16 protein-coding genes are annotated in these 23,181 nt (G+C 34.7%); 10 read left to right on the forward strand and 6 right to left on the reverse strand.

The window, feature by feature from the left end:
- Window positions 1–70 precede the first annotated feature (70 nt).
- From topA to ACQUQZ_RS11445, 3 genes are all read left to right on the forward strand, one after another.
- On the forward strand, window positions 71–2,539 hold the full coding sequence (gene topA / locus ACQUQZ_RS11435; protein ID WP_435355064.1) for a type I DNA topoisomerase: 2,469 nt from the start codon (window positions 71–73) through the stop codon (window positions 2,537–2,539).
- A 94-nt stretch (window positions 2,540–2,633) separates the two neighbouring features.
- On the forward strand, window positions 2,634–3,332 hold the full coding sequence (locus ACQUQZ_RS11440) for an SIR2 family NAD-dependent protein deacylase (protein WP_435355065.1): 699 nt from the start codon (window positions 2,634–2,636) through the stop codon (window positions 3,330–3,332).
- The gene (locus tag ACQUQZ_RS11445) at window positions 3,329–4,426 is read left to right on the forward strand and encodes a serine hydrolase domain-containing protein (protein ID WP_435355066.1); all 1,098 of its coding nucleotides are present in this window, start codon (window positions 3,329–3,331) and stop codon (window positions 4,424–4,426) included. Before ACQUQZ_RS11440 ends, ACQUQZ_RS11445 begins: the two co-directional genes overlap by 4 nt.
- 70 nt (window positions 4,427–4,496) lie before the next feature.
- On the opposite strand, the gene trxA is transcribed toward ACQUQZ_RS11445, so the two are convergent.
- Together trxA and dnaE are read right to left on the reverse strand one after the other, a co-directional pair.
- Window positions 4,497–4,820: a thioredoxin gene (trxA, locus tag ACQUQZ_RS11450; protein WP_435355067.1), complete on the reverse strand. Its 324-nt coding sequence runs from the start codon at window positions 4,818–4,820 to the stop codon at window positions 4,497–4,499.
- A 286-nt stretch (window positions 4,821–5,106) separates the two neighbouring features.
- Window positions 5,107–8,688, reverse strand: coding sequence for a DNA polymerase III subunit alpha (gene dnaE, locus ACQUQZ_RS11455; RefSeq protein WP_435355068.1), 3,582 nt, complete (start codon window positions 8,686–8,688; stop codon window positions 5,107–5,109).
- Window positions 8,689–9,125: 437 nt separating this feature from the next.
- On the opposite strand from dnaE, the gene katG reads away from it, so the two are divergent.
- The 3 genes from katG (at window position 9,126) to rplT (ending at window position 12,429) form a co-directional block, all read left to right on the forward strand.
- Window positions 9,126–11,342, forward strand: coding sequence for a catalase/peroxidase HPI (gene katG / locus ACQUQZ_RS11460; protein ID WP_435355069.1), 2,217 nt, complete (start codon window positions 9,126–9,128; stop codon window positions 11,340–11,342).
- A gap of 297 nt (window positions 11,343–11,639) precedes the next feature.
- Entirely contained in the window at window positions 11,640–11,834 is a 195-nt protein-coding gene (gene rpmI, locus ACQUQZ_RS11465; protein ID WP_238805355.1) for a 50S ribosomal protein L35, read from the forward strand.
- Between the two features lie 250 nt (window positions 11,835–12,084).
- On the forward strand, window positions 12,085–12,429 hold the full coding sequence (rplT, locus tag ACQUQZ_RS11470) for a 50S ribosomal protein L20 (protein ID WP_435355070.1): 345 nt from the start codon (window positions 12,085–12,087) through the stop codon (window positions 12,427–12,429).
- A gap of 102 nt (window positions 12,430–12,531) precedes the next feature.
- Here the strand turns inward: rplT and ACQUQZ_RS11475 are convergent, their stop codons facing one another.
- Entirely contained in the window at window positions 12,532–12,954 is a 423-nt protein-coding gene (locus ACQUQZ_RS11475) for a nuclease A inhibitor family protein (protein WP_435355071.1), read from the reverse strand.
- A gap of 150 nt (window positions 12,955–13,104) precedes the next feature.
- Here ACQUQZ_RS11475 and ACQUQZ_RS11480 point away from each other — a divergent pair, with 150 nt between their 5' ends.
- The 4 genes from ACQUQZ_RS11480 (at window position 13,105) to ACQUQZ_RS11495 (ending at window position 21,072) form a co-directional block, all read left to right on the forward strand.
- The gene (locus ACQUQZ_RS11480; protein WP_435355072.1) at window positions 13,105–13,695 is read left to right on the forward strand and encodes a DUF937 domain-containing protein; all 591 of its coding nucleotides are present in this window, start codon (window positions 13,105–13,107) and stop codon (window positions 13,693–13,695) included.
- Window positions 13,696–13,981: 286 nt separating this feature from the next.
- A complete protein-coding gene (locus ACQUQZ_RS11485; protein ID WP_435355073.1) occupies window positions 13,982–16,696 on the forward strand; it encodes an NPCBM/NEW2 domain-containing protein in 2,715 nt (904 codons plus the stop codon).
- Window positions 16,697–16,801: 105 nt separating this feature from the next.
- Window positions 16,802–18,700, forward strand: a complete 1,899-nt coding sequence (gene dnaK, locus ACQUQZ_RS11490; RefSeq protein ID WP_435355074.1) for a molecular chaperone DnaK — start codon at window positions 16,802–16,804, stop codon at window positions 18,698–18,700.
- An 848-nt stretch (window positions 18,701–19,548) separates the two neighbouring features.
- On the forward strand, window positions 19,549–21,072 hold the full coding sequence (locus tag ACQUQZ_RS11495) for a response regulator (RefSeq protein ID WP_435355075.1): 1,524 nt from the start codon (window positions 19,549–19,551) through the stop codon (window positions 21,070–21,072).
- A 60-nt stretch (window positions 21,073–21,132) separates the two neighbouring features.
- Here ACQUQZ_RS11495 and ACQUQZ_RS11500 read toward each other — a convergent pair whose 3' ends face one another.
- From ACQUQZ_RS11500 to trpS, 3 genes are read right to left on the reverse strand one after another with little or no spacing between them, the layout of a single operon-like run.
- Window positions 21,133–21,558, reverse strand: a complete 426-nt coding sequence (locus ACQUQZ_RS11500) for a DUF2147 domain-containing protein (protein ID WP_435355076.1) — start codon at window positions 21,556–21,558, stop codon at window positions 21,133–21,135.
- A 27-nt stretch (window positions 21,559–21,585) separates the two neighbouring features.
- Window positions 21,586–22,152: a phosphatase PAP2 family protein gene (locus tag ACQUQZ_RS11505; protein ID WP_435355077.1), complete on the reverse strand. Its 567-nt coding sequence runs from the start codon at window positions 22,150–22,152 to the stop codon at window positions 21,586–21,588.
- Window positions 22,152–23,126: a tryptophan--tRNA ligase gene (gene trpS / locus ACQUQZ_RS11510; RefSeq protein WP_435355078.1), complete on the reverse strand. Its 975-nt coding sequence runs from the start codon at window positions 23,124–23,126 to the stop codon at window positions 22,152–22,154. The genes ACQUQZ_RS11505 and trpS overlap by 1 nt, the downstream gene beginning before the upstream one ends.
- Between the last annotated feature and the right edge of the window lie 55 nt (window positions 23,127–23,181).

Consider the following 23,181-nt stretch of genomic DNA (forward strand, 5'->3'; position numbering starts at 1 on the left):
TTTTAAAAGAAAATAGTTGTTTTATGAATCAAGGCTTATATTTGAGCCATAAAAAACAAAAAAAGAATAGATGTCAAAGAATTTAGTTATAGTTGAGTCACCAGCCAAAGCCAAAACCATAGAAGGTTATCTCGGAAAAGATTTTACAGTAAAATCAAGTTTTGGACACGTACGAGATTTGCCAGACAAAGAATTAGGTATAGATGTTAAAAACAAATTCTTACCAAATTATATTGTATCTTCTGATAAAACTAAGGTTATCAGCGAACTAAAAAAACTCGCAAAAGAATCTGATACAGTTTGGCTTGCAACTGATGATGACCGTGAGGGAGAAGCTATTTCTTGGCATTTAAAAGAAGCTTTGGGTCTTAATGATGCAACCCCAAGAATTGTTTTTAGAGAAATTACCAAGAAAGCAATCACCACAGCTATACAAAATCCACGTACAATCAATATGGATTTAGTTGATGCTCAACAAGCTCGTCGGGTACTTGACCGTTTGGTTGGTTTTGAACTTTCGCCTGTACTTTGGCAAAAAATTAGAACTGGCGAACGTACCAATCTATCAGCAGGCAGGGTACAATCTGTGGCTGTTAGAGTAATTGTTGACCGTGAAAGAGAAATTGATGCCCACGAGTCAAAATCTTCATATAAAGTTCAGGCTCAATTTATTGTCGAAAAGGGTAAAATCTTAAATGCCGAATTATCCAAAAATTTTGACAAAGAAAATAATGCAAGAGAGTTTTTGGAAAAATGCAGAAATGCCATTTTTACCATTAAGAATTTGGAGGTAAAACCTGCCAAAAAATCTCCTGCGGCCCCATTTACAACTTCTACTTTGCAACAAGAAGCTTCACGTAAATTAGGATTTTCGGTACTCCAAACCATGACAGTTGCTCAGAAATTGTATGAAGCAGGGAAGATTTCATACATGAGAACAGACTCTACGAATCTTTCGGGAGAAGCAATTGAGAAAGCAAAAGTACAAATTGAGAATGCCTATGGCGAAAAATATGTAAAAACTCGTCAGTATAAAACCAAAAATGAGTCGGCACAAGAAGCCCACGAAGCCATTCGTCCAACTGATTTTGGTGTTGAAAAAGTTGATGGAGATAGAAATGAACAAAGATTATATGAGTTGATTTGGAAACGTTCGATTGCTTCACAAATGGCTGATGCTGAGTTGGAACGTACTATCGCTACAATCGGAATTTCAACAACTAATGAAGAATTAGTGGCCACAGGTGAAGTTATTAAATTTGATGGTTTCTTGAAAGTTTACCTCGAATCAAGCGACGATGAAGACGAAGAAAGTAAAGGAATGTTGCCTCCATTAAGTATTGGTCAAATTCTAGATTTGGCAATCATGCGAGCAACTGAAAGATTTTCAAAACCTGCAGCACGCTATACTGAGGCAAGTTTAGTAAAGAAATTAGAAGAAATGGGGATCGGTCGCCCATCTACTTATGCACCTACAATTTCTACAATTATCAAAAGAAATTACGTTGTTAAGGAAGATCGGCCTGGAAAAGAAAGAAACTTCAAGGAATTTACCTTAAAAGACAATCAAGTTTCTGAAAAAATTGGCAAAGAAAACTACGGAACAGAAAAATCTAAACTATTCCCAACCAATATAGGCATGGTTGTCAATGACTTTTTGGTTGATAATTTTGATGCCGTCATTGACTATAATTTTACTGCCAATGTTGAGAAAAATTTCGATATTGTTGCCGAAGGCAAAGCTCAATGGCAAAATATTATTGCCGATTTTTACAAAGATTTTCATTCAAAAATTGAGTTGGCAAGCGAAGTTAAATCTACTGCTGGTACTCGTGAATTAGGAATAGATCCAAAATCGGGAAAGAAAGTTTCTGTAAAAATTGGCAAATTTGGCCCGTATGTTCAAATCGGAGAAAAGGATGATGAAGATAAACCCACTTTTGTGAGTCTTCAAAAAGGGCAATTGATTGATACTATTACATTAGAAGAAGGTTTAGCTTTATTCGATTTACCAAAACTGCCTAAAGAAGTTGGCTTCTATGAAGATAAACCATTGATTGTTTCGATTGGAAAATTTGGCCCATATATCAAACATGATGACAAATTTTATAACCTCGAAAAATCTGACGACCCTTATCAGGTTGACGAAGCTCGTGCCATTGAGGTAATTGAAGCCAAACGCAACAGCGGAGATTTATCACAACCAAAAGATTTAGGAATTTATGAAGGTTTGGCTGTAAATATTGGTAAAGGTCGTTTTGGCCCTTATGTAAAATACGGTGATAAATATTATAATATTGCCAAAGGTACTGACCCAACAACTTTGACTATTGAAGGAGCTATTGAAATTATCAAAGCCAAAAATGCTGCCGAAAGCAATAAAATAATCAAAGAATTTGAAGAAAATAAGACAATTCAAGTTTTGAATGGTCAGTATGGCCCATATATTAAAGCAGGAAAACGCAACGTGAAAATTCCAAAAGGAACCGACCCTGCTACTTTAACTTTAGAAGATTGCTTGAAACTGGCCAATGGATAATATTTAATTATAAATGTTAAATTATGAATGGTGAATGTCTAACGAAAATTTTTAAAATTATCATTAAACATTCATCATTTTACGTTATTTATTTATGAAAAAGAAACTCGTAGTGTTAACTGGTGCGGGAATCAGTGCTGAAAGTGGCATCATGACTTTCAGAGACGCGGGCGGACTTTGGGAAAACCATAGCATAGAAGATGTTGCCACTCCAGAAGGTTGGCGTAGGAATCCCGCTTTGGTTCAAAAATTTTATAATGAGCGTCGAGCAAAAGCTTTTGAAGCTCAACCAAATGCTGGTCATAAGGCTTTAGTCGATTTAGAAAAATATTTTGATGTCAGAATCATTACACAAAATGTTGATAATCTTCATGAAAAAGCAGGTTCGTGCAATGTTTTGCATTTACATGGTGAATTAACCAAAGTTAGAAGTATCAAAAACGAAGATTTAATTTATGATGTTGGTGACAAGGCCATCCAAATGGGCGATTTGGCAGAGGATGGTGGACAACTCCGCCCACACATTGTTTGGTTTGGAGAAATGGTACCAATGATTGAAGTTGCCACAGATTTATGTTTAAATGCCGATATTTTTGTGGTAGTAGGTACTTCTATGCAAGTTTATCCAGCAGCAGGTGTCATTGGGTTTGTTGCTGATGAAGCCCCTAAATTTATTATTGACCCAAATTCACCAGAAGTTTCTTCTCAATACAAAAATGTGCATTTTATCAAAGAAACAGCTACTATTGGCGTGCCAAAGTTGGCTGATATGCTGATTAATCAATATCAATGAAAAAAATCATATTCTTCATTTTGATGTGTAACAACGCCTTTGGTCAAAGTTTTCAACAAGAGCTTGACTCACTCTTAGCTGCAAAATATTCGTCAAATCAAGCAGGAATTGCTGTTTTGATTCTTCATCATAATAAGGAAATTTATAAGAAAGGCTTTGGATTAGCTAATATCGAAACCAAAGCACCAATTACTGCTCAGACTAATTTCAGAATGGCATCAGTTTCAAAGCAATTTACTGCGATGTGTATTATGTTGCTTGAAAAACAAAATAAATTAAGTTATGAAGATAATTTATTGAAATTCTTTCCTGATTTCGATAAAACAGTTGGTTCAAAAATAAAAATCAAACACTTATTAACACATACTTCTGGAATTCTTGATTACGAAGAATTAATTCCAGCCAATCAAAAAGAACAATTATCGGATGCTGATGTTGTCAATTTTTTAAAGAATCAATCAAAAACTTATTTTGAAGCGGGTTCTACATTTCAATATAGTAATTCTGGATTTTGCTTGCTTGAACAGATTGTTGAACGAGCTTCCAAAATGAGTTTTGTTGAATTTATTGAAAGCCATATTTTTAAGCCTTTAGGCATGAAAAGTACCAAAATCTTTGAAACAAATGTAGATATTCCAAATAGAGCAATGGGCTATGCTCGTAATGAAAAGGGAGAATTGATATTTTCTGATCAAAGCATCACCAGTGCTACCAAAGGTGATGGATGTATTTACACTTCATTAGAAGATTATTCAAAATGGCATAACTCATTGATAAATAACAAATTAATTAATCTAAATTCTGAGTTGATTAAGATCAATCACAAGATTGAAGGTACAAAAAATGTAAGATACGGTTTAGGATGGTTTCATTCATATAATGCGTCAAATCAGTTAGAATTATATCATACTGGTAGTACCTGCGGATTTAGTAACGCTGTCAACTTTGTTCCTCAAAAAGGCTTTTTACTGGTCAGTTTCTCAAATATTGCAGACAATCATTTGATTGAAAAATCAATCAGAGTTTTATTGAAAAAATACAATTTAGATGATTCTGCCATTGATTTTGCCAAGATGCTTGAATTGACTCGTTGAAAATAAAAAATCCTCTATTTTTTTAACAAATAAAAAATAGAGGATTTTTATGTAATAATCAGTTAAAAAATTATAACTGAGCTTCTAATTTAGAAGTAAGAATATGTTTCGGAACTGCTCCTACGATTTTATCAACCATTTTACCATTTTTAAAAATCATCAAAGTAGGAATCGAACGAATTCCAAAACTCGATGGTACTGATGAATTTGCATCAACATCTAACTTACCAACAATTGCTTTTCCTTCGTATTCTCCAGCGATTTCTTCTACAACCGGCCCAATCATCTTACATGGCCCACACCACTCTGCCCAAAAATCAACTAAAACTGGTGTGTCTGAATTAATTAATTCAGCAAAACTTGCATCTGTAATTTCAATTGCTTTATGTCCCATTTCTATAAATTCCTTTGTTAGGAATGAAATTTTAATTTATAATTTGTTTTATTGATTAGTTAACAAATCACTATGAAATAAAAGTTCCGTAGAAATAAAAGGATTTAGGAATTAGGTTTTAGGAGTGAGAGTTTAGGTTTTAAGAGTTAGGATTTAGGAGTTAGGTTTGACTCTTAAATTATCTTTTTTATCAAATTCCTAATACCAAAATTTTACTATCTTCTTGCACAATATATTTTTTATCTAAATCCGATTTCCTAAAACCTATTTCCTAAAACTTACCTTCTCACGCCAAGACAACATTATCTTCTCCTACAATTTCTTTCAATTCTTTCACAAAGTCATTTGTTGATGCAACTTTCTGTTTACGTGAAAGCAGCAAAACATCCATTTTTTCATCTGCATCAAATACCGAAAGTTTAAAATCAAAATTTCCTGGAAATCTGATCATAGTATTTTGCACTTGCTCTACTAATTGAGCATTCACAAATTGTAATCCAATCGAAATTTTCACTTCTTTAAAAAGTTTATTTCTAATTTCAGTCAATAATTCCATCCCCAAAACCTTAAATTCCCAATCGCCTTCTCTCCCCCACTTGGTTTGTACTTTTCCACGAATAAACAAAAACAAACCCATCTGCATATATTTGGAATAATTGACAAAATCTTGTCCAAAAAGCATCATCTCCATGCTTGAATTATAATCTTCAATTTTTAAAATCCCAAACGGATTTCCATTTTTTGAAGTCTTGGTTACCACACTTGTAACAACGCCACCAATGGCAAATTCTTTATTCAGATTTGAGGCATCAAGCACTTGGTCGAGCGGTGTGCATTTCCGCATTTCAAGTCTAAACTGGTCGAGTGGATGTCCTGAAATATAAAAGCCAACCACATCTTTTTCAAATTTTAGTTTTTGTATATCACCCCATTGTTCGCAATCTGGGATTTTAGGTTTAGCAATATCAAATGCCCCACCAATTGCTCCAAAGAGTGAATTTTGTCCAGCAGAAGCATTTTCATGAAATTTATTGGCATACTTGATGATTTTTTCGATTAAGGAAGTATTATCTGTTTCATCAAAATATTGGGCTCGGTGCAAGTCTTCAAAACAATCAAAAGCTCCAGCATAAGCAAAAGATTCAAGTGTTTTTTTATTGACAGTACGAAGATTGACACGAGTAATAAAATCAAAAATATCCTTAAAGTGTCCACCTTTTGTTCTTTCTTCGATTACTGCATCAACGGCGGCATCTCCTGAGCCTTTGATTCCCCCCATTCCAAAGCGAATATCCCCTTTTTTATTCACACTGAATTGTTTTTGAGATTCATTGACATCTGGACCTAAAACATTGAGACCTAAAGCCTTACATTCTTCCATGAAAAATGTAATTTTATCAATATTTCCTAATTGCGAAGTCATTACTGCCGCCATATATTCTGAGGTGTAATGAGCCTTCAAGTAGGCCGTTTGATAAGCAACAAAAGCGTAACATGTAGAGTGAGATTTATTAAAAGCATAAGATGCAAATGCTTCCCAATCAGACCATACTTTTTCCAAAATTTTTGCATCATGTCCTTTGGCAACTGCACCCGAAATAAACTGAGGTTTCAATTTATCAATCATATTTCGGTCTTTTTTTCCCATTGCCTTTCTCAAAACATCAGCATCACCTTTTGAGAAACCTGCCAACTTTTGAGAAAGCAACATCACTTGCTCTTGATAAACTGTAATGCCGTACGTTTCGCCTAAAAATTCCTCCATCTCTGGTAAATCATATTTTACCTCTTCACGCCCGTGCTTACGATTAATAAAGTTAGGTATATAGGCAATAGGGCCAGGACGATACAAGGCATTCATTGCAATTAAATCATCCAATCTATCAGGTTTCAAATCTTTCATGTATTTTTTCATACCGTCAGATTCAAACTGGAAAACTGCATTCGTTTCGCCACGTTGCAGCAGTTCATAGGTTAGCTTATCATCGAGCGGAATATTATCAATATCAATTGTCACATCATGATTTTCTTTAATCATTCTTAAACAATCTTTAATGATGGTCAAGTTTCGCAGACCTAAGAAGTCCATTTTGATTACACCTGCATCTTCAATGATTTTTCCTTCGTATTGTGTAATCAATAATTCAGTTTCTTTTGATGTAGAAACGGGCAAAATATTATACAAATCTTCGGGAGCAATGATAATTCCTGCTGCATGGATACCTGTATTTCTAACAGTTCCTTCTAAGCGATGAGCTTGCTGTAAAACCTTGCCAGTCAAGTCATTACCATTATACATCGTCCGAAACTTCTTGACATTTTCAATCTCATCGGGTTGGATACCGACCTCGGTCAAACTACCTTTTCCTTCTAAAGGGTAATTAACCATTTTTTCAAAATCAATGCCATAAGCTGGTTTATCTGGCACTAACTTTACTATATAATTGGCATCAGCAAGTGGCAATTCCATTACCCGAGCAACATCTTTAATGGCCGATTTAGTGGCCATCGTACCGTAAGTAATGATTTGAGCAACCTGATTTTTAGTGTATTTTTGCACTACATAATCAATTACTTTTTGACGACCTTCGTCATCAAAATCAGTATCAATATCGGGCATTGACTTACGGTCAGGATTCAAGAAACGCTCAAAAAGCAATTGATACTTGATTGGGTCAATGTTTGTGATCCCTATACAATAAGCAACTGCCGAACCTGCTGCCGAGCCACGTCCTGGTCCAATCATCACACCCATATCTCGACCAGCTTTGATAAAATCTGCAACAATCAAGAAATATCCAGCAAAACCCATTGATTTAATGGTAAAAAGTTCAAAATCAAGTCGTTCTTGTACTTCATTACCTATTTCGCTGTATCTTTTCCTCGCTCCTTCGTAGGTCAAATGCTTCAAATATTCCCATTGATTGAGTACATCATCAGCATGTATTTTAAATTCATCAGGAATCGGAAAGTTAGGAAGCATGATATCACGCTTCAATTTTAAGGTTTCAACTTTTCCAACAATTTCATTAGTATTATCAATCGCCTCAGGAATATCGCTGAAAAGGCGAGTCATTTCTTCGGTTGTTTTGAAATAAAATTGGTCATTATAAAAGGCAAAACGGGTATTTTTTGAGCCACCTTCATCATCATTAAATTCTTTAGCTGATGGCGTTGAAAACTTTTCGTTGGTATTTACACACAACAAAATATCATGAGCTACCCAATCTTGTTGGTCAACGTAATGGCTATCATTAGAAGCAATGATTTTAACATTATATTTTTTGGCAAACTTCATCAAAACCTCGTTGGCTTGAATCTGTTCGGGAATTTCATGGCGTTGTAACTCTACATAATAATCTTCACCAAATCTATCCAACCACCATTGAAATTCCTTTTCCCCTTCCTCTTCTCCTTTTTTCAAAATCATTTGCGGAACGGATGCACCAATACAGCAAGTTGTGGCAATTAAATCATCTTTATATTGCTCTATCATTGCCTTAGTAATGCGGGGATATTTACCATACAATCCTTCAATGTAGCCCAAAGAGCAAAGTTTTACTAAGTTTTTATAACCATTAGCATTTTTTGCCAATAAAAGTTGATGATAACGTTTATCCTTTTGGTCTTTGGTAAATTGCTTGCGATGATGGTCTTCAACTACATAAAACTCGCAACCAACAATTGGTTTTACACCAAACTTCGCAGCATTAGATACAAAATCAAAAACCCCAAACATATTCCCGTGGTCAGTAATGGCCATAGCGGGCATATTGTCAGCTTGAGCTTTTTTGAAAAGCTTTTTTATATCAGATGCACCGTCAAGTAATGAAAACTGTGTATGGTTATGTAAATGAGAAAATTGCATTTTTGGGGAAAGTTTATGGTAGCACAATTTTAAAACTGTGTCGGATCATTTTAAATGATCATTTTACGAATTCAAGTATAAATTTAAGTAAAAACTACCAACAAAAAGAAAAAAAAATATTGTTTAATAATAAATACCTGATAATCAAGCTACTAACTATTATCATTATTTTTATTAACTTTTAATGAAAATAATGATTATCTGATTAATCAAATTTTTATTCAACCAATTAATTTAGAAACTTGAAACTCAACCTTGTACCTAAGCATTCTTATAGACAAAAACTATAAGAACATAAAAACAATCAATTTGATTTATAGAAAACACTGTTGTAGTTTTGGGATGTAATTAAATGTGAATCAGAAAATTCACAAAAATCCTCACTAAAAAAAGTGGAGTTTACATTATCACAATAAATCACATATTAAATTATCAAAATGGAAAATCTCACATCAGATTCTGGTGGCAAATGCCCATTTCCTCATGGAGCAACAATCAATAAAAGTGCAGGTAGTGGCACAAGAAACCATGACTGGTGGCCAAATCAGTTAAGACTAAATATTCTCCGCCAGCATTCTTCATTATCTAATCCTATGGGAGAAGATTTTAATTATGCAGAAGAATTCAAATCACTTGATTTAGCAGCTTTAAAGCAAGAAATCTACGATTTGATGACAACTTCACAAGATTGGTGGCCTGCTGATTATGGTCATTATGGCCCATTTTTCATTCGTATGGCATGGCATAGTGCAGGTACTTACCGTATCGCTGATGGTAGAGGTGGTGCAGGTTCTGGTACACAACGCTTTGCTCCTTTGAATAGCTGGCCAGATAATGGGAATCTTGACAAAGCACGTCTATTGCTTTGGCCTATCAAACAAAAATATGGTAAAAAAATCTCTTGGGCTGACCTCATGATTTTAGCAGGAAACTGTGCATTAGAATCAATGGGATTCAAAACATTTGGTTTTGGCGGTGGCCGTGAAGATGTGTGGGAACCAGAAGAAGATATTTATTGGGGTTCAGAAGGCAAATGGTTGGATGACAAAAGATATACTGGTGACCGTGATTTAGAAAATCCGCTTGCAGCAGTTCAAATGGGACTTATCTACGTAAATCCTGAAGGACCTAATGGAACACCTGACCCACTGGCAGCAGCTCGTGACATTCGTGATACTTTTGGTCGCATGGCAATGAATGATGAAGAAACTGTCGCTTTGATTGCGGGTGGACATACCTTTGGTAAAGCTCATGGTGCAGGAGACCCTGGTCAATATGTGGGCCCAGAACCAGCCGCCGCAGGAATTGAAGAACAAAGCCTTGGTTGGAAAAATACTTATGGTACTGGTAATGCAGGATACACTATTACAAGTGGTTTGGAAGGTGCATGGTCTCAAACGCCGACGCAATGGAGCAACCATTATTTTAACAACCTATTTAGTTACGATTGGGAATTAACCAAAAGCCCAGCAGGAGCTCAACAATGGAAACCAGTAGGTGATGCCGCAGCAGGTACAGTACCAGATGCTCACGATCCAGCTAAACGTCACGCTCCGATTATGTTTACGACAGACATGGCTTTGAGAATGGACCCAATTTATGAACCAATTTCAAGACGCTTCTTCGAAAATCCAGATCAATTTGCTGATGCTTTTGCTCGTGCTTGGTTTAAACTCACTCACCGTGATATGGGACCTAAAGTTCTTTATTTAGGTAATGAAGTTCCTACCGAAGAATTAATTTGGCAAGATCCAATTCCTGCAGCTACTTATCAATTAATTGATGAGCAAGATATTGCAACTTTGAAGGCCAAAATTTTAGCTTCAGGACTATCAGTTTCAGAATTGGTTTCAACTGCTTGGGCTTCAGCTTCAACTTTCCGTGGATCTGACAAACGTGGTGGTGCAAACGGAGGTCGCCTTCGTCTTTCTCCACAAAAGTTTTGGGCAGTCAATAATCCAGTACAGTTAGATAAGGTTTTATCAAAACTTGAAGGTATTAAGAATGAATTCAACGCCTCAGCAACGAGTGGTAAGGCTGTTTCAATAGCTGATTTGATTGTTTTGGGTGGAAGTGCTGGTATTGAACAAGCAGCCAAAAATGCAGGACACAACATTACTGTCCCATTTACACCTGGACGTACAGATGCCTCACAAGAACAAACTGATGTAGAATCATTTGCTGTACTTGAACCATTGGCAGATGGATTCCGTAATTATTCAAAAGGTTATTTTACAACCTCAGCAGAAGAAATGTTGGTTGATAAAGCTCAATTATTGACGCTTAGTCCACCAGAAATGACAGTTTTGGTTGGTGGTTTACGGGTATTAAATGCTAATTTTGATAAATCTCTATTGGGGGTATTTACCAATAAGAAGGAAACACTTACCAACGATTTCTTTGTAAACTTACTCGACTTAAAAACTACTTGGAGAGCAACAAACGCTCATCAAGATGTTTTTGAAGGCCGCGATCGTTCAACTGGAGAACTCAAATGGTCAGGTACTCGTGTTGATCTAATTTTTGGTTCAAACTCAGAATTACGTGCCTTAGCAGAAGTTTATGGTTGTGGAGATTCTCAAGAAAAATTCTTGAAGGATTTCGTAGCAGCATGGACAAAAGTGATGAATCTTGACCGTTTTGATTTGGTTTAAAGATTAGTTTAAAGTTTTAAACAAAAAGAGGTAGTTTGGTAACAAACCACCTCTTTTTGTTTAATCACATTTTTGAAGTAATAACCGATGCCACATAATCACAATTTATATATAGCTTCTGGTAGAATCTCTTGTAAAATATGAGTTAGTACATAAATTAAAGCTAAGTTTTCAAACAGAAATATCTGATTATCAGTATAATAAAAGAAAACATTTTCAAAAAAATTTGAAAACTCAATATCAAATCGTATCTTTGCACCCCAATTTACTTTTTGTTCAATACTTAATGTTTTAGCGATGCCAAAGCAAAAAACCAATTCTGGAGCGAAAAAACGCTTCAAAATTACAGGTACTGGAAAGATTAAGCGTAAACACGCTTTTCATAGCCATATCCTGACCAAAAAATCAAACAAACGTAAAAGAAACTTGGTTTCTGCAACGCTTGTAAGTTCGGCTGATACTGATCGTATCGAAGGACTATTATGTATGTAATTTGACTAATTAAGAATTGAGAATGTAGAATTAAGAATTATTTTTAATGAAACATCTTAATTATTGAAGTCACCAAATTATTATACTGGTTCAAACGACAAGGTGTCGTTTATTGTTTCACCCGACAAATGGCAACCGCAAGAGTTCTGAGTTCTGATTTCTGATTTCTGAGTTGAAGATTCATTCTTCATTCTACATTCTTAATTCTTAATTGAATGAGCCGCCAAAGTCAAAAAACTAAAAAAATAAAATGCCAAGAAGTGTCAATCACGTAGCGTCAAGAGCGAGACGTAAAAAAGTCCTTAAATTAGCCAAAGGTTATTACGGACGTAGAAAAAATGTTTGGACGGTAGCAAAAAACGCCGTTGAAAAAGGTTTAGTTTATGCCTATTCAGGTCGTAAACAAAAGAAAAGAAGTTATCGTCGTTTGTGGATTGTTCGTATTAATGCAGGTGTGCGTCCATTAGGAATGTCATATTCTGTTTTAATTGACAAACTCGCAAAGGCAGGCATCGAACTTAACAGAAAAGTATTAGCTGACTTAGCAATGAACCATTACGATGCGTTCAAAGCAGTCGTTGAAAAAGTAAAGTAAAAAGCCACGCCCTTCCCCATCGGGGAGTTATGGATAAGGTCAATAAAAAAAGCATCAATAATTGATGCTTTTTTTATTGGTATTTTCTCAAAATATAGGATATTACGTTTCAATTATTAATGTTTTCAAACCTTTCCATTTTCCTTCTTTATCCTGTCCAATGAGATAAGCTTCGATTTCTATTCTTCCAGCTCGTAAATACTCCAAATTGGTCAAGTTACTATTTACTAGCTCTTTGACCTTCATAAAGTTGACGGCTCTATTTTTTTCAAAATCTGTCCACCATTCTTTTTCGGTCAAAATTGGCTCAAAGAATCTTTCCCACGGCAAAACTTCAACTCGTACAGATGGAGTAACTCCAATATACTTACGAAAAAGAATGGTATCAAATGGAGCTGGGTTATCTGCCTGCCAATCAATAACTTTAATTTTTTCGTCTGATTCGCTTGGAAATAATAGGCCATCAACACTTGCAGTTAATTGTTCAACGAATGATTTTTCTGATTTTACTTCGATTTCGTTCACTTTTTTGGGGTTTGGTAAATTATTTTTATGTTTCTTGTTACTTTTCACTTTAATTAATGTCAGAAACGTAAATTTATTCAATCAATTTTGGAATAAATGTAAGTAAAATAGTAATATTGTACCAATTAACAACCATTAAATCTTAAAAAAATGTTAGAAGTATTGCAAGGTCTTATTCAACAACACGGTCAAAGTGCTGTAATCAATAATCCACAAGTCCCAAATGAGCATAATGAAGGCGTGATGAACGAAGTCATGCAAGGGCTTATGGGTGGTTTGTCGAATCAAGCAAATTCACAAGGTGGGCTTGGTAGCTTAATAGGGCTTTTAGGTGGTGGAGCTGGGAATGGTGGAAGTTTGATGTCAAACCCAATCGTTGGTGGCATTGCTCAAAGTGTAGTTGGAAACCTCATGGAAAAGTTTGGTTTGTCAAATTCTGCGGCTGCAGGTGTTGTAACAAGCATGTTGCCATCTGTTTTGGGTGGTTTAATCAACAAAACAAATGATCCTGATGACAATTCGATTGATTTAGGTGGCTTAATGGGGACAATCACAGGAGGTAAAACTGCTGGAATTGATTTTAGTAGTATTTTAAGTCAAGGTGCTGGAGCATTAGCCGATGGCAAACTTGATATGAATGATTTAATGAATATTGCTGGCGGAATGATGGGAAGCCAACAAAATCAACAACAAGGAGGTGGCTTGGGCGGCCTTTTAGGTGGATTATTTGGCGGAAAATAATATTACAATTCAATTAAGCATCATACTATTTATATGTATGATGCTTTTGAATTTTAGTAAAGATTTCACACAAGGTATTTAAAATAAAGTCATCAAATTATCCAACAATCACACACTTAATACTTCTATTTTATCTCAAAATACTACTATTTTTTTTCAATAATTTGTCATTGGGTGAAAATTCGAACCGTTTAATCAATAAATATAGTAATTTGCTTCACTTTTTCGTTATTTTGTGTAGTCATACTATGCTTGCTACAAATTCATAATAATACAAATATTCCACATGAGGATTTATTCTCTATCTTTCATAATCATATTATTTGCTCTTGGAATTGAATTTGATATCAATGCCCAAGTTACAATCACTTTTCCAATGGAAAAGGCTGTTTTCCAGAGAAATCAAAGTAATCAAGCAAAAATTTATATTGCAGGAAATTTTACTTCAACTATTAATACAGTAGAAGCAAGATTAAAAAATGCTTCCAATGATGTTGTAGTTATTGACTGGACTATCATTTCTTTTAATCCTAATAATGGTGTTTTCAGTGGTTCTCTTTCAAATGTAACGGGTGGATGGTACAAATTAGAAGTTAGAGGAAAACTCAATGCAAGTGTAGTAGGTACCGCAACGCTCAATCGAGTTGGAGTGGGTGAAGTATTTATAATTGCAGGTCAATCAAATGCTCAAGGCCTTGAAGGCGATCATGGTGAAGTTGGTGCAAGTGATGAACGTGTTGTTACTCATAATGAAATTTCGTGGTTTGATAGCGGTGTCAATCATTGTGACCTTAAATTTCCAAATTATCCAGTTTTATCTCAAATCGTAAGTAGTGGTAGTACCAGAAGTTATCTCTCAAAAACAGGCTTTAACCCTTGGGCTTATGGAAAATTGGGTGATAATTTGGTCAGTCGATTGGGTGTCCCTGTTGCCTTTTTTAATGCTGCAGCTTTTGCAACATCTTCTCAAAATTGGAAAGAAAGCTCTGATGGCTTAACTACCCTAAGTCATTATTCAGGACAACCCTATTGCAATACATCAGGAGTGCCATATAATGGATTGAGGAAAGTCTTAAATTACTATGCCTCTTTATTTGGAGTGAGAGCAATATTGTGGCATCAAGGAGAAAGTGATAATTTTGCAGGAATCTCCCAAAGTAATTATATTTCAAATGTAAATTATGTTATTAACAAAAGTCGTTCACACTTCGGCAGTAACATTCCTTGGGTAATTTCAAAAGCTTCGGTATTTGATAAAAATTCCAATGGAGGTTTGGGAAACGCAAACAGTGGTATTATAAACGCACAATACAATTTAGCTAATAGTAGTAATCAGATTTTTTCTGGGCCATCAACTGATGACTTATTAGGTTCAAATAGGATTGATGAAGTCCATTTTTATGGACCAGGGCTTATAGAATTGGCAAATCGTTGGAATGCGTCGTTGAGTACTGATTTTTTCAATGCCTCAAACCCAATTGTAGCTAAACCACTACCAATCGTAAGTGTCGGTTGTCACTCAATAACTGAGCTACGTTTAACTGCACCATCAGGTTATAATGCCTACAAATGGGTTCGAACCGATACAGGTAACAATGATTATGAAGATGTTGCCGAAGCCACCACACAAATAATTGATCGCTCATCTGGTACATATCGCTGTTATTTAACAGATGCACAAGGAAATATTACATTTACTCAACCTGTAACGGTACAAAACGTTGCAAACTATTGTAGTTGTGTTGGTCTGACTAGTTGTTCAGGTATAACTTATCTATCAAATTCTACACCTTGTTTTTCATCAAATGGCTGGGGGCCAATAGAAATGGACAAAAGCAATGGTGAAAGTGGTTTAGGAGATGGTTCTTCTATAAAAATAAAAGGAATTACCTATCCAAAAGGTATTGGTACACACGCCAATTCAGAAATTGTTTATCATCTCAATAATAATTTTGGTAGATTTATAAGTGATATTGGCATTGATGATGAAGTTAGTACAGCTACAGAAGGAGCTACGGTAATTTTTAAGGTTTATAAAGATAATACTTTAAGTTATACCAGTGGCATTTTGAATAAAAATTCAGCCACAGTCAGAGTAAATATTGATGTAAACAATGTTAATGAATTAAAATTAGCTGTTGAGGATGGTGGTGATACTTTTTTTGCTGACCATGCAGATTGGGCAGGTGCAAGGCTACATTGCGTTGATAATCAAGCTCCTACAGCACCAAGTTCATTAGTAGAAAGTAATATTGGTCAAAACTGCGTTAAACTAACCTGGAATGCTTCAACTGACAATATGGAGGTTGAGAAGTATAACATTTATCAAGATGGCAATCTCATCGGTAGTGTAAATGCTCCTATCACTACCTATCAAGTGACAGGTCTTTTGCAACTAAATTATTACAGATTTTCTGTCAAAGCGGTAGATTATTCTGGAAATATTTCAAGCGAAAGTAATATTTCAGAGGTTGTAACCTTACAAAATCCGTTGATAGCCATTTCTAAAAAAATTATAAATATTGGACAATCAACCTCACTCGTCGCTTTTGGTTGTAGTGGCGGAACAATCAATTGGTCAACAGGTTCCACAGCAAATCCTCTTGTCGTAAGTCCCAGCGATACAACTATTTATAGTGTAACTTGTACCGTAGGATCTTGTACTAGTATTGTTGCTAAAGATACTGTAAAAGTTATACCTAATTGTAAAACCAGCTATATATTAATTAATAATAGAGATAATTATGGCGGATCTGGAACAAATCTTACTTTTAGTAGCTCACAAACTATATCAGCGACCAATATCATATCCACTCAAGCCAATGTAACCTATAAAGCGGCTAAGTCAATAACTTTACTACCTGGTTTTCAATCAACTTCTGGAACCGTATTCAATGCTTATATCGCTGGTTGTGTGAATAATGCACGAATAGGTTCGCTTTTCGAAAGTCAACCTGCCGATAAGCTCAAATTGTCTCCTTCAATTGAAAAACAGGATTAATTTTCTGCCAATATGTCAGTATTTTCTGCCAAAATAATGCTTGGCACTCCAATTGATGATATGTAAACAAAACTAATTTGCATACATAATACTGACACAAATAACATGGGAAAAATCATTGGAATTGACTTAGGAACAACCAACTCGTGCGTTGCCGTGATGGAAGGAAACGAGCCAGTTGTAATCGCTAACAGCGAAGGTGCCCGCACAACCCCTTCAATTGTTGCTTTTTTAGAAAACGGAGAAAAGAAAATCGGTGCACCAGCCAAACGTCAGGCTATCACTAACCCTAAAAACACCATTTCATCAATCAAACGTTTCATGGGTAAACGTTTCACTGAAGTTGGCAGTGAAATAAAAACTATCAACTACGATGTAGAACAAGGAGCTAATAATACGCCACGTGTCCGCATTGGCGATAGATTATATACACCACAAGAAATCTCAGCATCGATCCTTCAAAAAATGAAGCAAACTGCTGAAGATTATTTAGGAACTACAGTAACGGAGGCCGTAATTACAGTTCCTGCTTACTTCAACGATGCAGAACGCCAAGCGACAAAAGAAGCAGGTACTATTGCAGGTTTGGATGTAAAACGTATCATCAACGAGCCAACTGCTGCTGCCTTAGCTTATGGACTTGATAAACAAGGCAAAGACATTACAGTTGCTGTGTTTGACTTAGGTGGTGGTACTTTTGACGTTTCAATCCTTGAATTAGGTGATGGTGTATTTGAAGTAAAATCAACTGATGGAGACACACACTTGGGTGGTGATGACTTTGATCAAGTAATTATTGAATGGCTAGCTGATGAATTCAAAAAAGATGAAGGTATTGATCTTCGTCAAGATGCAATGGCTCTTCAACGTTTGAAAGAAGCAGCTGAAAGAGCAAAAATTGAACTATCAAGTTCAGCACAAACAGAAATTAATCTACCTTATATCTTCCCTGTGAATGGTATTCCAAAGCACTTGGTAAGAAGTTTGAGTAGATCAAAATTTGAGCAATTGGCTGATAGCTTGATTCAAAGAGCGATGGAGCCTTGCAAGCGTGCAATGAAAAATGCAGGCATGAGCAATAGCGATATTGATGAAGTAATTTTGGTAGGAGGCTCGACTCGTATTCCTAAAGTTCAAGAAGAAGTTGAGAAGTTCTTTGGTAAAAAACCTTCAAAAAATGTTAATCCTGATGAAGCCGTTGCGATTGGTGCTGCAGTTCAAGGCGGAGTATTAACTGGTGAAGTAAAAGATATTTTATTACTTGACGTAATTCCATTGTCATTAGGAATTGAAACTTTGGGTGGTGTATTTACTAAAATGATCGAAGCAAATACAACAATTCCAACAAAGAAAAACGAAACATTCTCAACAGCTGCCGATAATCAGCCTTCAGTAGAATTACATATTTTACAAGGAGAACGTCCGATGGCTAATCAAAACCGTACTTTAGGACGATTCCACTTAGATGGCATTCCACCTTCACCACGTGGTGTACCACAAATCGAAGTAACTTTTGATGTTGATGCCAATGGTATTCTACATGTAGCTGCCAAGGATAAAGGTACAGGTAAAGAACAAAAAATTCGTATTGAAGCTTCATCAGGTTTGTCAGATGCTGAAATCCAAAAAATGAAAGATGAGGCAAAAGCAAACGAAGAAGCTGATAAAGCAGAAAAAGAAAAAGTTGAAAAAATTAATGCAGCCGATACCATGATATTTACAACTGAAAAACAGTTGAAAGAGTATGGAGATAAGCTTTCGGATGGCAATAAATCAGCCATTGAAAGTGCATTGACAGAGCTGAGAGCTGCTCACGGAACTAAAGACCTTACAGCTATTGATGCTGCAATGGAAAAAATCAATGCTGCTTGGCAGGCTGCTTCTCAAGAAATGTACGCTTCGGGTGCAGCTCCATCTGGTGCTGACATGGGCGGACAGGGAAATCCTTCAAGTACAGGTACTGAAGAAGGTGTAACAGATGTAAATTATGAGGAAGTAAAATAACTTGTGCTACCTCATTCAGAAATGCTCTATTTCAATTGAAATAGAGCATTTTTTTTTATACTTTTTACTATAATTTTTTAATAAATTATTTTTTCTAAATAAAAAAGCTCCCTATTCATTACTGAAAAGGGAGCTTTCATTTTTTTAACTTTTATAGTATTAAGATTCACACAATAGCTCAAAAAAATCATATTTGAGCTTCAAAAATTCATAGATGATCAAGCGGTATTATTTATGTTTTTTTTGCCTAAAAATAGTGGTTACCCCCAAAAAAAAATAATATATAATAAAAATGCTACCGCTTAATTATTAGGTATAATATTTGCAATATTATAATCATACAATTCTCAATAAACAAAAATAAAGGACTAATATCCAAGTTTATGAGTAAAGTGATATAAAACAAGAACTGAGATTTATAAAAATTTACTAAAAATCAGCTATAAATATAGATCACAAAGACCGTGCCAATTTTTAAAAACGACCTTTTTCTCTATAAAACACTCATTCAAAGAAGAACGATTAAAAAAATATTTTATTCATTATTCTAATAAATTGAACCCTAAAATTGCCATAGTAAAATACAAAGTTTTTCAACCAGTATTTTTCATTAACTAAGTGAATTAGAAGCAAAAAATATCTGTCAAATGATAAGAAAAAGCTATAAAGCAAAACAACTTGATTTGAGATTTGTGCATTCTTAATTATTAAAAATAAACCACCAGTTACCCATAAATCTTTTTTAAACGTGCTTTCCATTTATAATAATTTTAGTACAGTTGTATTACTATTATTTTTTAAACTAAAACTGTTGTCGAAACAAAAATTAACCATCTAAAAAGACTATTATGGACCCCATTCATTATCATCAATCGCTAAATGTTGTTATAAAAAAACATTTAGCGAAAGACCAATCAAAGCACAAATCTATAACTGGTTTTTTAAAGTCAGTAAATGACTTATGTTATACCTTTGAGAATGAAAAAGAACATTTAAAGAGTCAGATTCGGCCAAATGAAAGAAAGTATGTAGAAATTAATACAAGACTAAAAAAAGAAGTCGAGCAGCGTCGAGAATCAGTTGGTAAGCTAATGGAAGCCATTGGTAAGCTTGATTTACCTGCCAAATACCAAATGCCTAATTTTAATGAAGACAATCTCTATGAAATAGCTGTTTTCATGAAAAAGATCCTCGTTTATCAAAAAGGCATTGAAATTCAACTAAGAAAAGCAAAAGAGGAAGCTGATCGAGCATCCAATGCAAAATCTGAGTTCTTGTCAATGATGAGTCATGAAATCAGGACACCTCTCAATGGAATTGTGGCAATGACTTATCTCATGCAACAAGAACCCCAAACACCAGAAATGTCGGAAAATCTAAAAATATTAAATTTTTCGACTGAAAACTTATATTCATTAATCAATGATATTCTTGATTTCAATAAAATTGAAGCTGGAAAAATAATACTTGAAAGCATTCATTTCAATATCAAAGAATTAGTAACGAATATTAAAAAAACATTCCAATTAAACGCTTCTTCAAAAAATATAAACCTTGTTTTAAATTTTGATAATAATATACCTGAAAACTTGATTGGAGATCCTCTTAGAATTAGTCAAATATTAAATAATTTGGTTAATAATGCAGTAAAATTCACCAATGAAGGAAGCATTTTTCTTGAACTTCAACTGAATAAAATCGAAAATAATTATGCTACAGTTGATGTATCTGTCAGGGATACAGGAATAGGAATCGCAGAAGAACATATTCCATATATCTTTGAAAAATTTAGACAGGCTGATAATCAAATTTCAAGACGTTTTGGAGGGACTGGGCTTGGATTAGGAATAACCAAAAAACTCTTAGAGCTTTTTGGAAGTAAAATCAATGTAGAAAGTAATGTCAATGAAGGATCTAAATTCTATTTTACATTGAGTTTGGAAATGGCGAAACAAAACCTTAAAACTATATCTAATAGTGAAAATCATGATTTCGACCAACAAACGCTTCAAGGGACAAAAGTATTATTAGTTGAAGATTTTCCTGTAAACATCAAAATAGCTACCATATTTCTAGAAAAATGGGGAATGAAATATGATACTGCCGAAAATGGCAAAATTGCCGTAGAAAAAGTTTTAAATAATGATTATCAAATAGTATTAATGGATCTTTTAATGCCCGAAATGGATGGATATACAGCTACTGAAAATATAAGAAAATTTGACACAAAAATACCAATCATTGCCCTTACAGCTTCTGCTTTAAATACCCAAGATAGAGTTTATGAAGTAGGGATGAATGACTTCGTAACAAAGCCATTTAATCCAAAAGAGCTATTCCAGAAAATCAATAAACATTATTTGAGGGCATAGAATAAATTCAACAAAAAAATGGGCTAATTAAAAATTAGCCCATTTTTTTGTACATAAATATTAGTCAGCCTTAGTAAACCTTGTCGTACGACCAATGATTGAAATGCCAATATAGCCTCTTGCATCAATTGTTGTTGGGCTTGTGACAGTCATTTTACAAGAGTATGTTTTGCCATTATTTGGGTCATAAATTTGACCATCTTCCCAAGCATTAGGGCCATCAGCTACAAAATTTGTTAAAAAAACTAAACCCATAATTGGTCTGGTTCTTAATTTACTATCAGAATTCAGCTTGTCAATTCGTGGTTTCCCATTTTCCAATGGCTCTTTCAGCCATACAACTTTCCCAAAAAGTTTATTACCTTGTTTGTAAAATTGAATCTTGGAAGTTTTCTCTGCATTATACCACGTTCCTTGTGTGATATCTTGGGCATAAGCCAATTTTGTAATAAGAAAAATTGCAAAAAAGATTGATAGTTTTTTCATTGTTGGTAAAGTTGATAAAGGTTAGAGTTAAAAATTAATTAAAAATTTTCTATTAAGTGAATTCTTTAAAATAAATAACATCATTGAAATGAGCACTCCAATTATTGCTCCTACAATCAAATCAGTAGGAAAATGTACTCCCACATAAATACGACTATAAGAAACGATTATTGCCCAAATAAATAGAAAAATAGTCAGTTTCCCTCCCCTATTTAGTAAATAAAATGAGGCAGCTAAGGCAAAACAATTAGCTGCATGGCTTGAAGCAAAACCAAATTGTCCTCCACAATCACCGACAACATGAACCATTTGCTGAATTAATGGATCGTGGCATGGACGAAAACGCTGAAAATAAGGTTTCATAAAACCAGAAGTAAAACGATCCGATAACCCAACAGAGAAGGCTATAAAAATGAGATTTTGCCAAAATGTTGTCCTGAATTTTATATATATATAATAAATGACATAGACATACAAAGGCAACCAGGTAAAGCGATACGTGACCCAAAACATTATGACATCAAAAGTCGGTGAATGAAAGCTATTGAGCCACAAAAACCATTCATATTCGGCGTATTTAATTGTTTCAATCATTATGCAAAACCTAAAACTTTTCTCACATCATTCATTGTTTGTTCAGCTATTTCACGTGCTTTAGCCTCGCCTTCCCGTAATTTTTCTTCTAATGCTTCTTCGTTTTTCATATAATAATTAAAAATCTCACGTTCTTTTTCAAATTTTGTCCATAATTTTTCAAACAAGGCTTGTTTGGCATGTCCATAACCAAACCCACCGGCCAAATAATTCTGACGCATCTTTTCAACTTCACTTTTGTCGGCAACCAAAGAATATAGTTTAAATGTTATATCATTATCAGGATTCTTTGGGGCTTCTAATGGTGTGCTATCTGAAAGAATAGATTTTACCATTTTCAGAAGTGGCTTTTCATCCAAAAAAATGTCAATATAATTATTGTAAGACTTACTCATCTTAGCTCCATCAGTCCCAGGAATAACCATGACAGACTCATCAATCAATGGCTCGGGTAAAGTAAAAATTTCACCATAAGTTCGATTGAAAGCTGCTGCCATATCTTTAGACATTTCAAGGTGTTGTTTTTGATCTTTTCCTACAGGCACAAAATTCGCTTGATACAATACAATATCGGCTGCTTGCAAAACTGGATAGGTAAAAAGTCCAGCATTTACATCCGACAATCTATCTGATTTATCTTTGAATGAAAGTGCATTAGATAACATCGGAAAAGGAGTTTGACAACATAAATACCACATTAACTCGGTATGCAAGCCTGCCAAACGAGATTGACGATAAAAGTAGTTTTTTTGTGTATCGAAGCCACAGGCGAGCCACGCCGAAGCAACGGCACGAGTATTCTCTTGCATCACTTTGGCATCTTTGACTGTTGTCATTGAGTGTAAGTCTGCAATAAATAAGAAGGACTGATTGTCTGGATTTTGAGAGAGTTTTACGGCTGGTAAAATTGCTCCAAGTATATTTCCGAGATGTGGACGACCACTTGCTTGGATGCCCGTTAAGATTCTTGCCATAAGTATAAAAATATCAATAAATTTTGTAATTTTCGACAAAAATAGACATTTTTAC

The organism is Emticicia sp. SJ17W-69 (assembly GCF_051209875.1).
GTDB lineage: Bacteria > Bacteroidota > Bacteroidia > Cytophagales > Spirosomataceae > Emticicia.

Excerpts from the sequence above, each read along its gene's own strand:
- trpS (WP_435355078.1), bottom strand. The coding sequence starts at position 23,126 with ATGGCAAGAATCTTAACGGGCATCCAAGCAAGTGGTCGTCCACATCTC.
- ACQUQZ_RS11500 (WP_435355076.1), bottom strand. The coding sequence starts at position 21,558 with ATGAAAAAACTATCAATCTTTTTTGCAATTTTTCTTATTACAAAATTG.
- topA (WP_435355064.1), top strand. The coding sequence starts at position 71 with ATGTCAAAGAATTTAGTTATAGTTGAGTCACCAGCCAAAGCCAAAACC.
- ACQUQZ_RS11505 (WP_435355077.1), bottom strand. The coding sequence starts at position 22,152 with ATGATTGAAACAATTAAATACGCCGAATATGAATGGTTTTTGTGGCTC.
- katG (WP_435355069.1), top strand. The coding sequence starts at position 9,126 with ATGGAAAATCTCACATCAGATTCTGGTGGCAAATGCCCATTTCCTCAT.
- ACQUQZ_RS11445 (WP_435355066.1), top strand. The coding sequence starts at position 3,329 with ATGAAAAAAATCATATTCTTCATTTTGATGTGTAACAACGCCTTTGGT.
- ACQUQZ_RS11480 (WP_435355072.1), top strand. The coding sequence starts at position 13,105 with ATGTTAGAAGTATTGCAAGGTCTTATTCAACAACACGGTCAAAGTGCT.
- ACQUQZ_RS11485 (WP_435355073.1), top strand. The coding sequence starts at position 13,982 with ATGAGGATTTATTCTCTATCTTTCATAATCATATTATTTGCTCTTGGA.
- trxA (WP_435355067.1), bottom strand. The coding sequence starts at position 4,820 with ATGGGACATAAAGCAATTGAAATTACAGATGCAAGTTTTGCTGAATTA.
- dnaE (WP_435355068.1), bottom strand. The coding sequence starts at position 8,688 with ATGCAATTTTCTCATTTACATAACCATACACAGTTTTCATTACTTGAC.
- ACQUQZ_RS11495 (WP_435355075.1), top strand. The coding sequence starts at position 19,549 with ATGGACCCCATTCATTATCATCAATCGCTAAATGTTGTTATAAAAAAA.
- ACQUQZ_RS11440 (WP_435355065.1), top strand. The coding sequence starts at position 2,634 with ATGAAAAAGAAACTCGTAGTGTTAACTGGTGCGGGAATCAGTGCTGAA.
- rplT (WP_435355070.1), top strand. The coding sequence starts at position 12,085 with ATGCCAAGAAGTGTCAATCACGTAGCGTCAAGAGCGAGACGTAAAAAA.
- rpmI (WP_238805355.1), top strand. The coding sequence starts at position 11,640 with ATGCCAAAGCAAAAAACCAATTCTGGAGCGAAAAAACGCTTCAAAATT.
- dnaK (WP_435355074.1), top strand. The coding sequence starts at position 16,802 with ATGGGAAAAATCATTGGAATTGACTTAGGAACAACCAACTCGTGCGTT.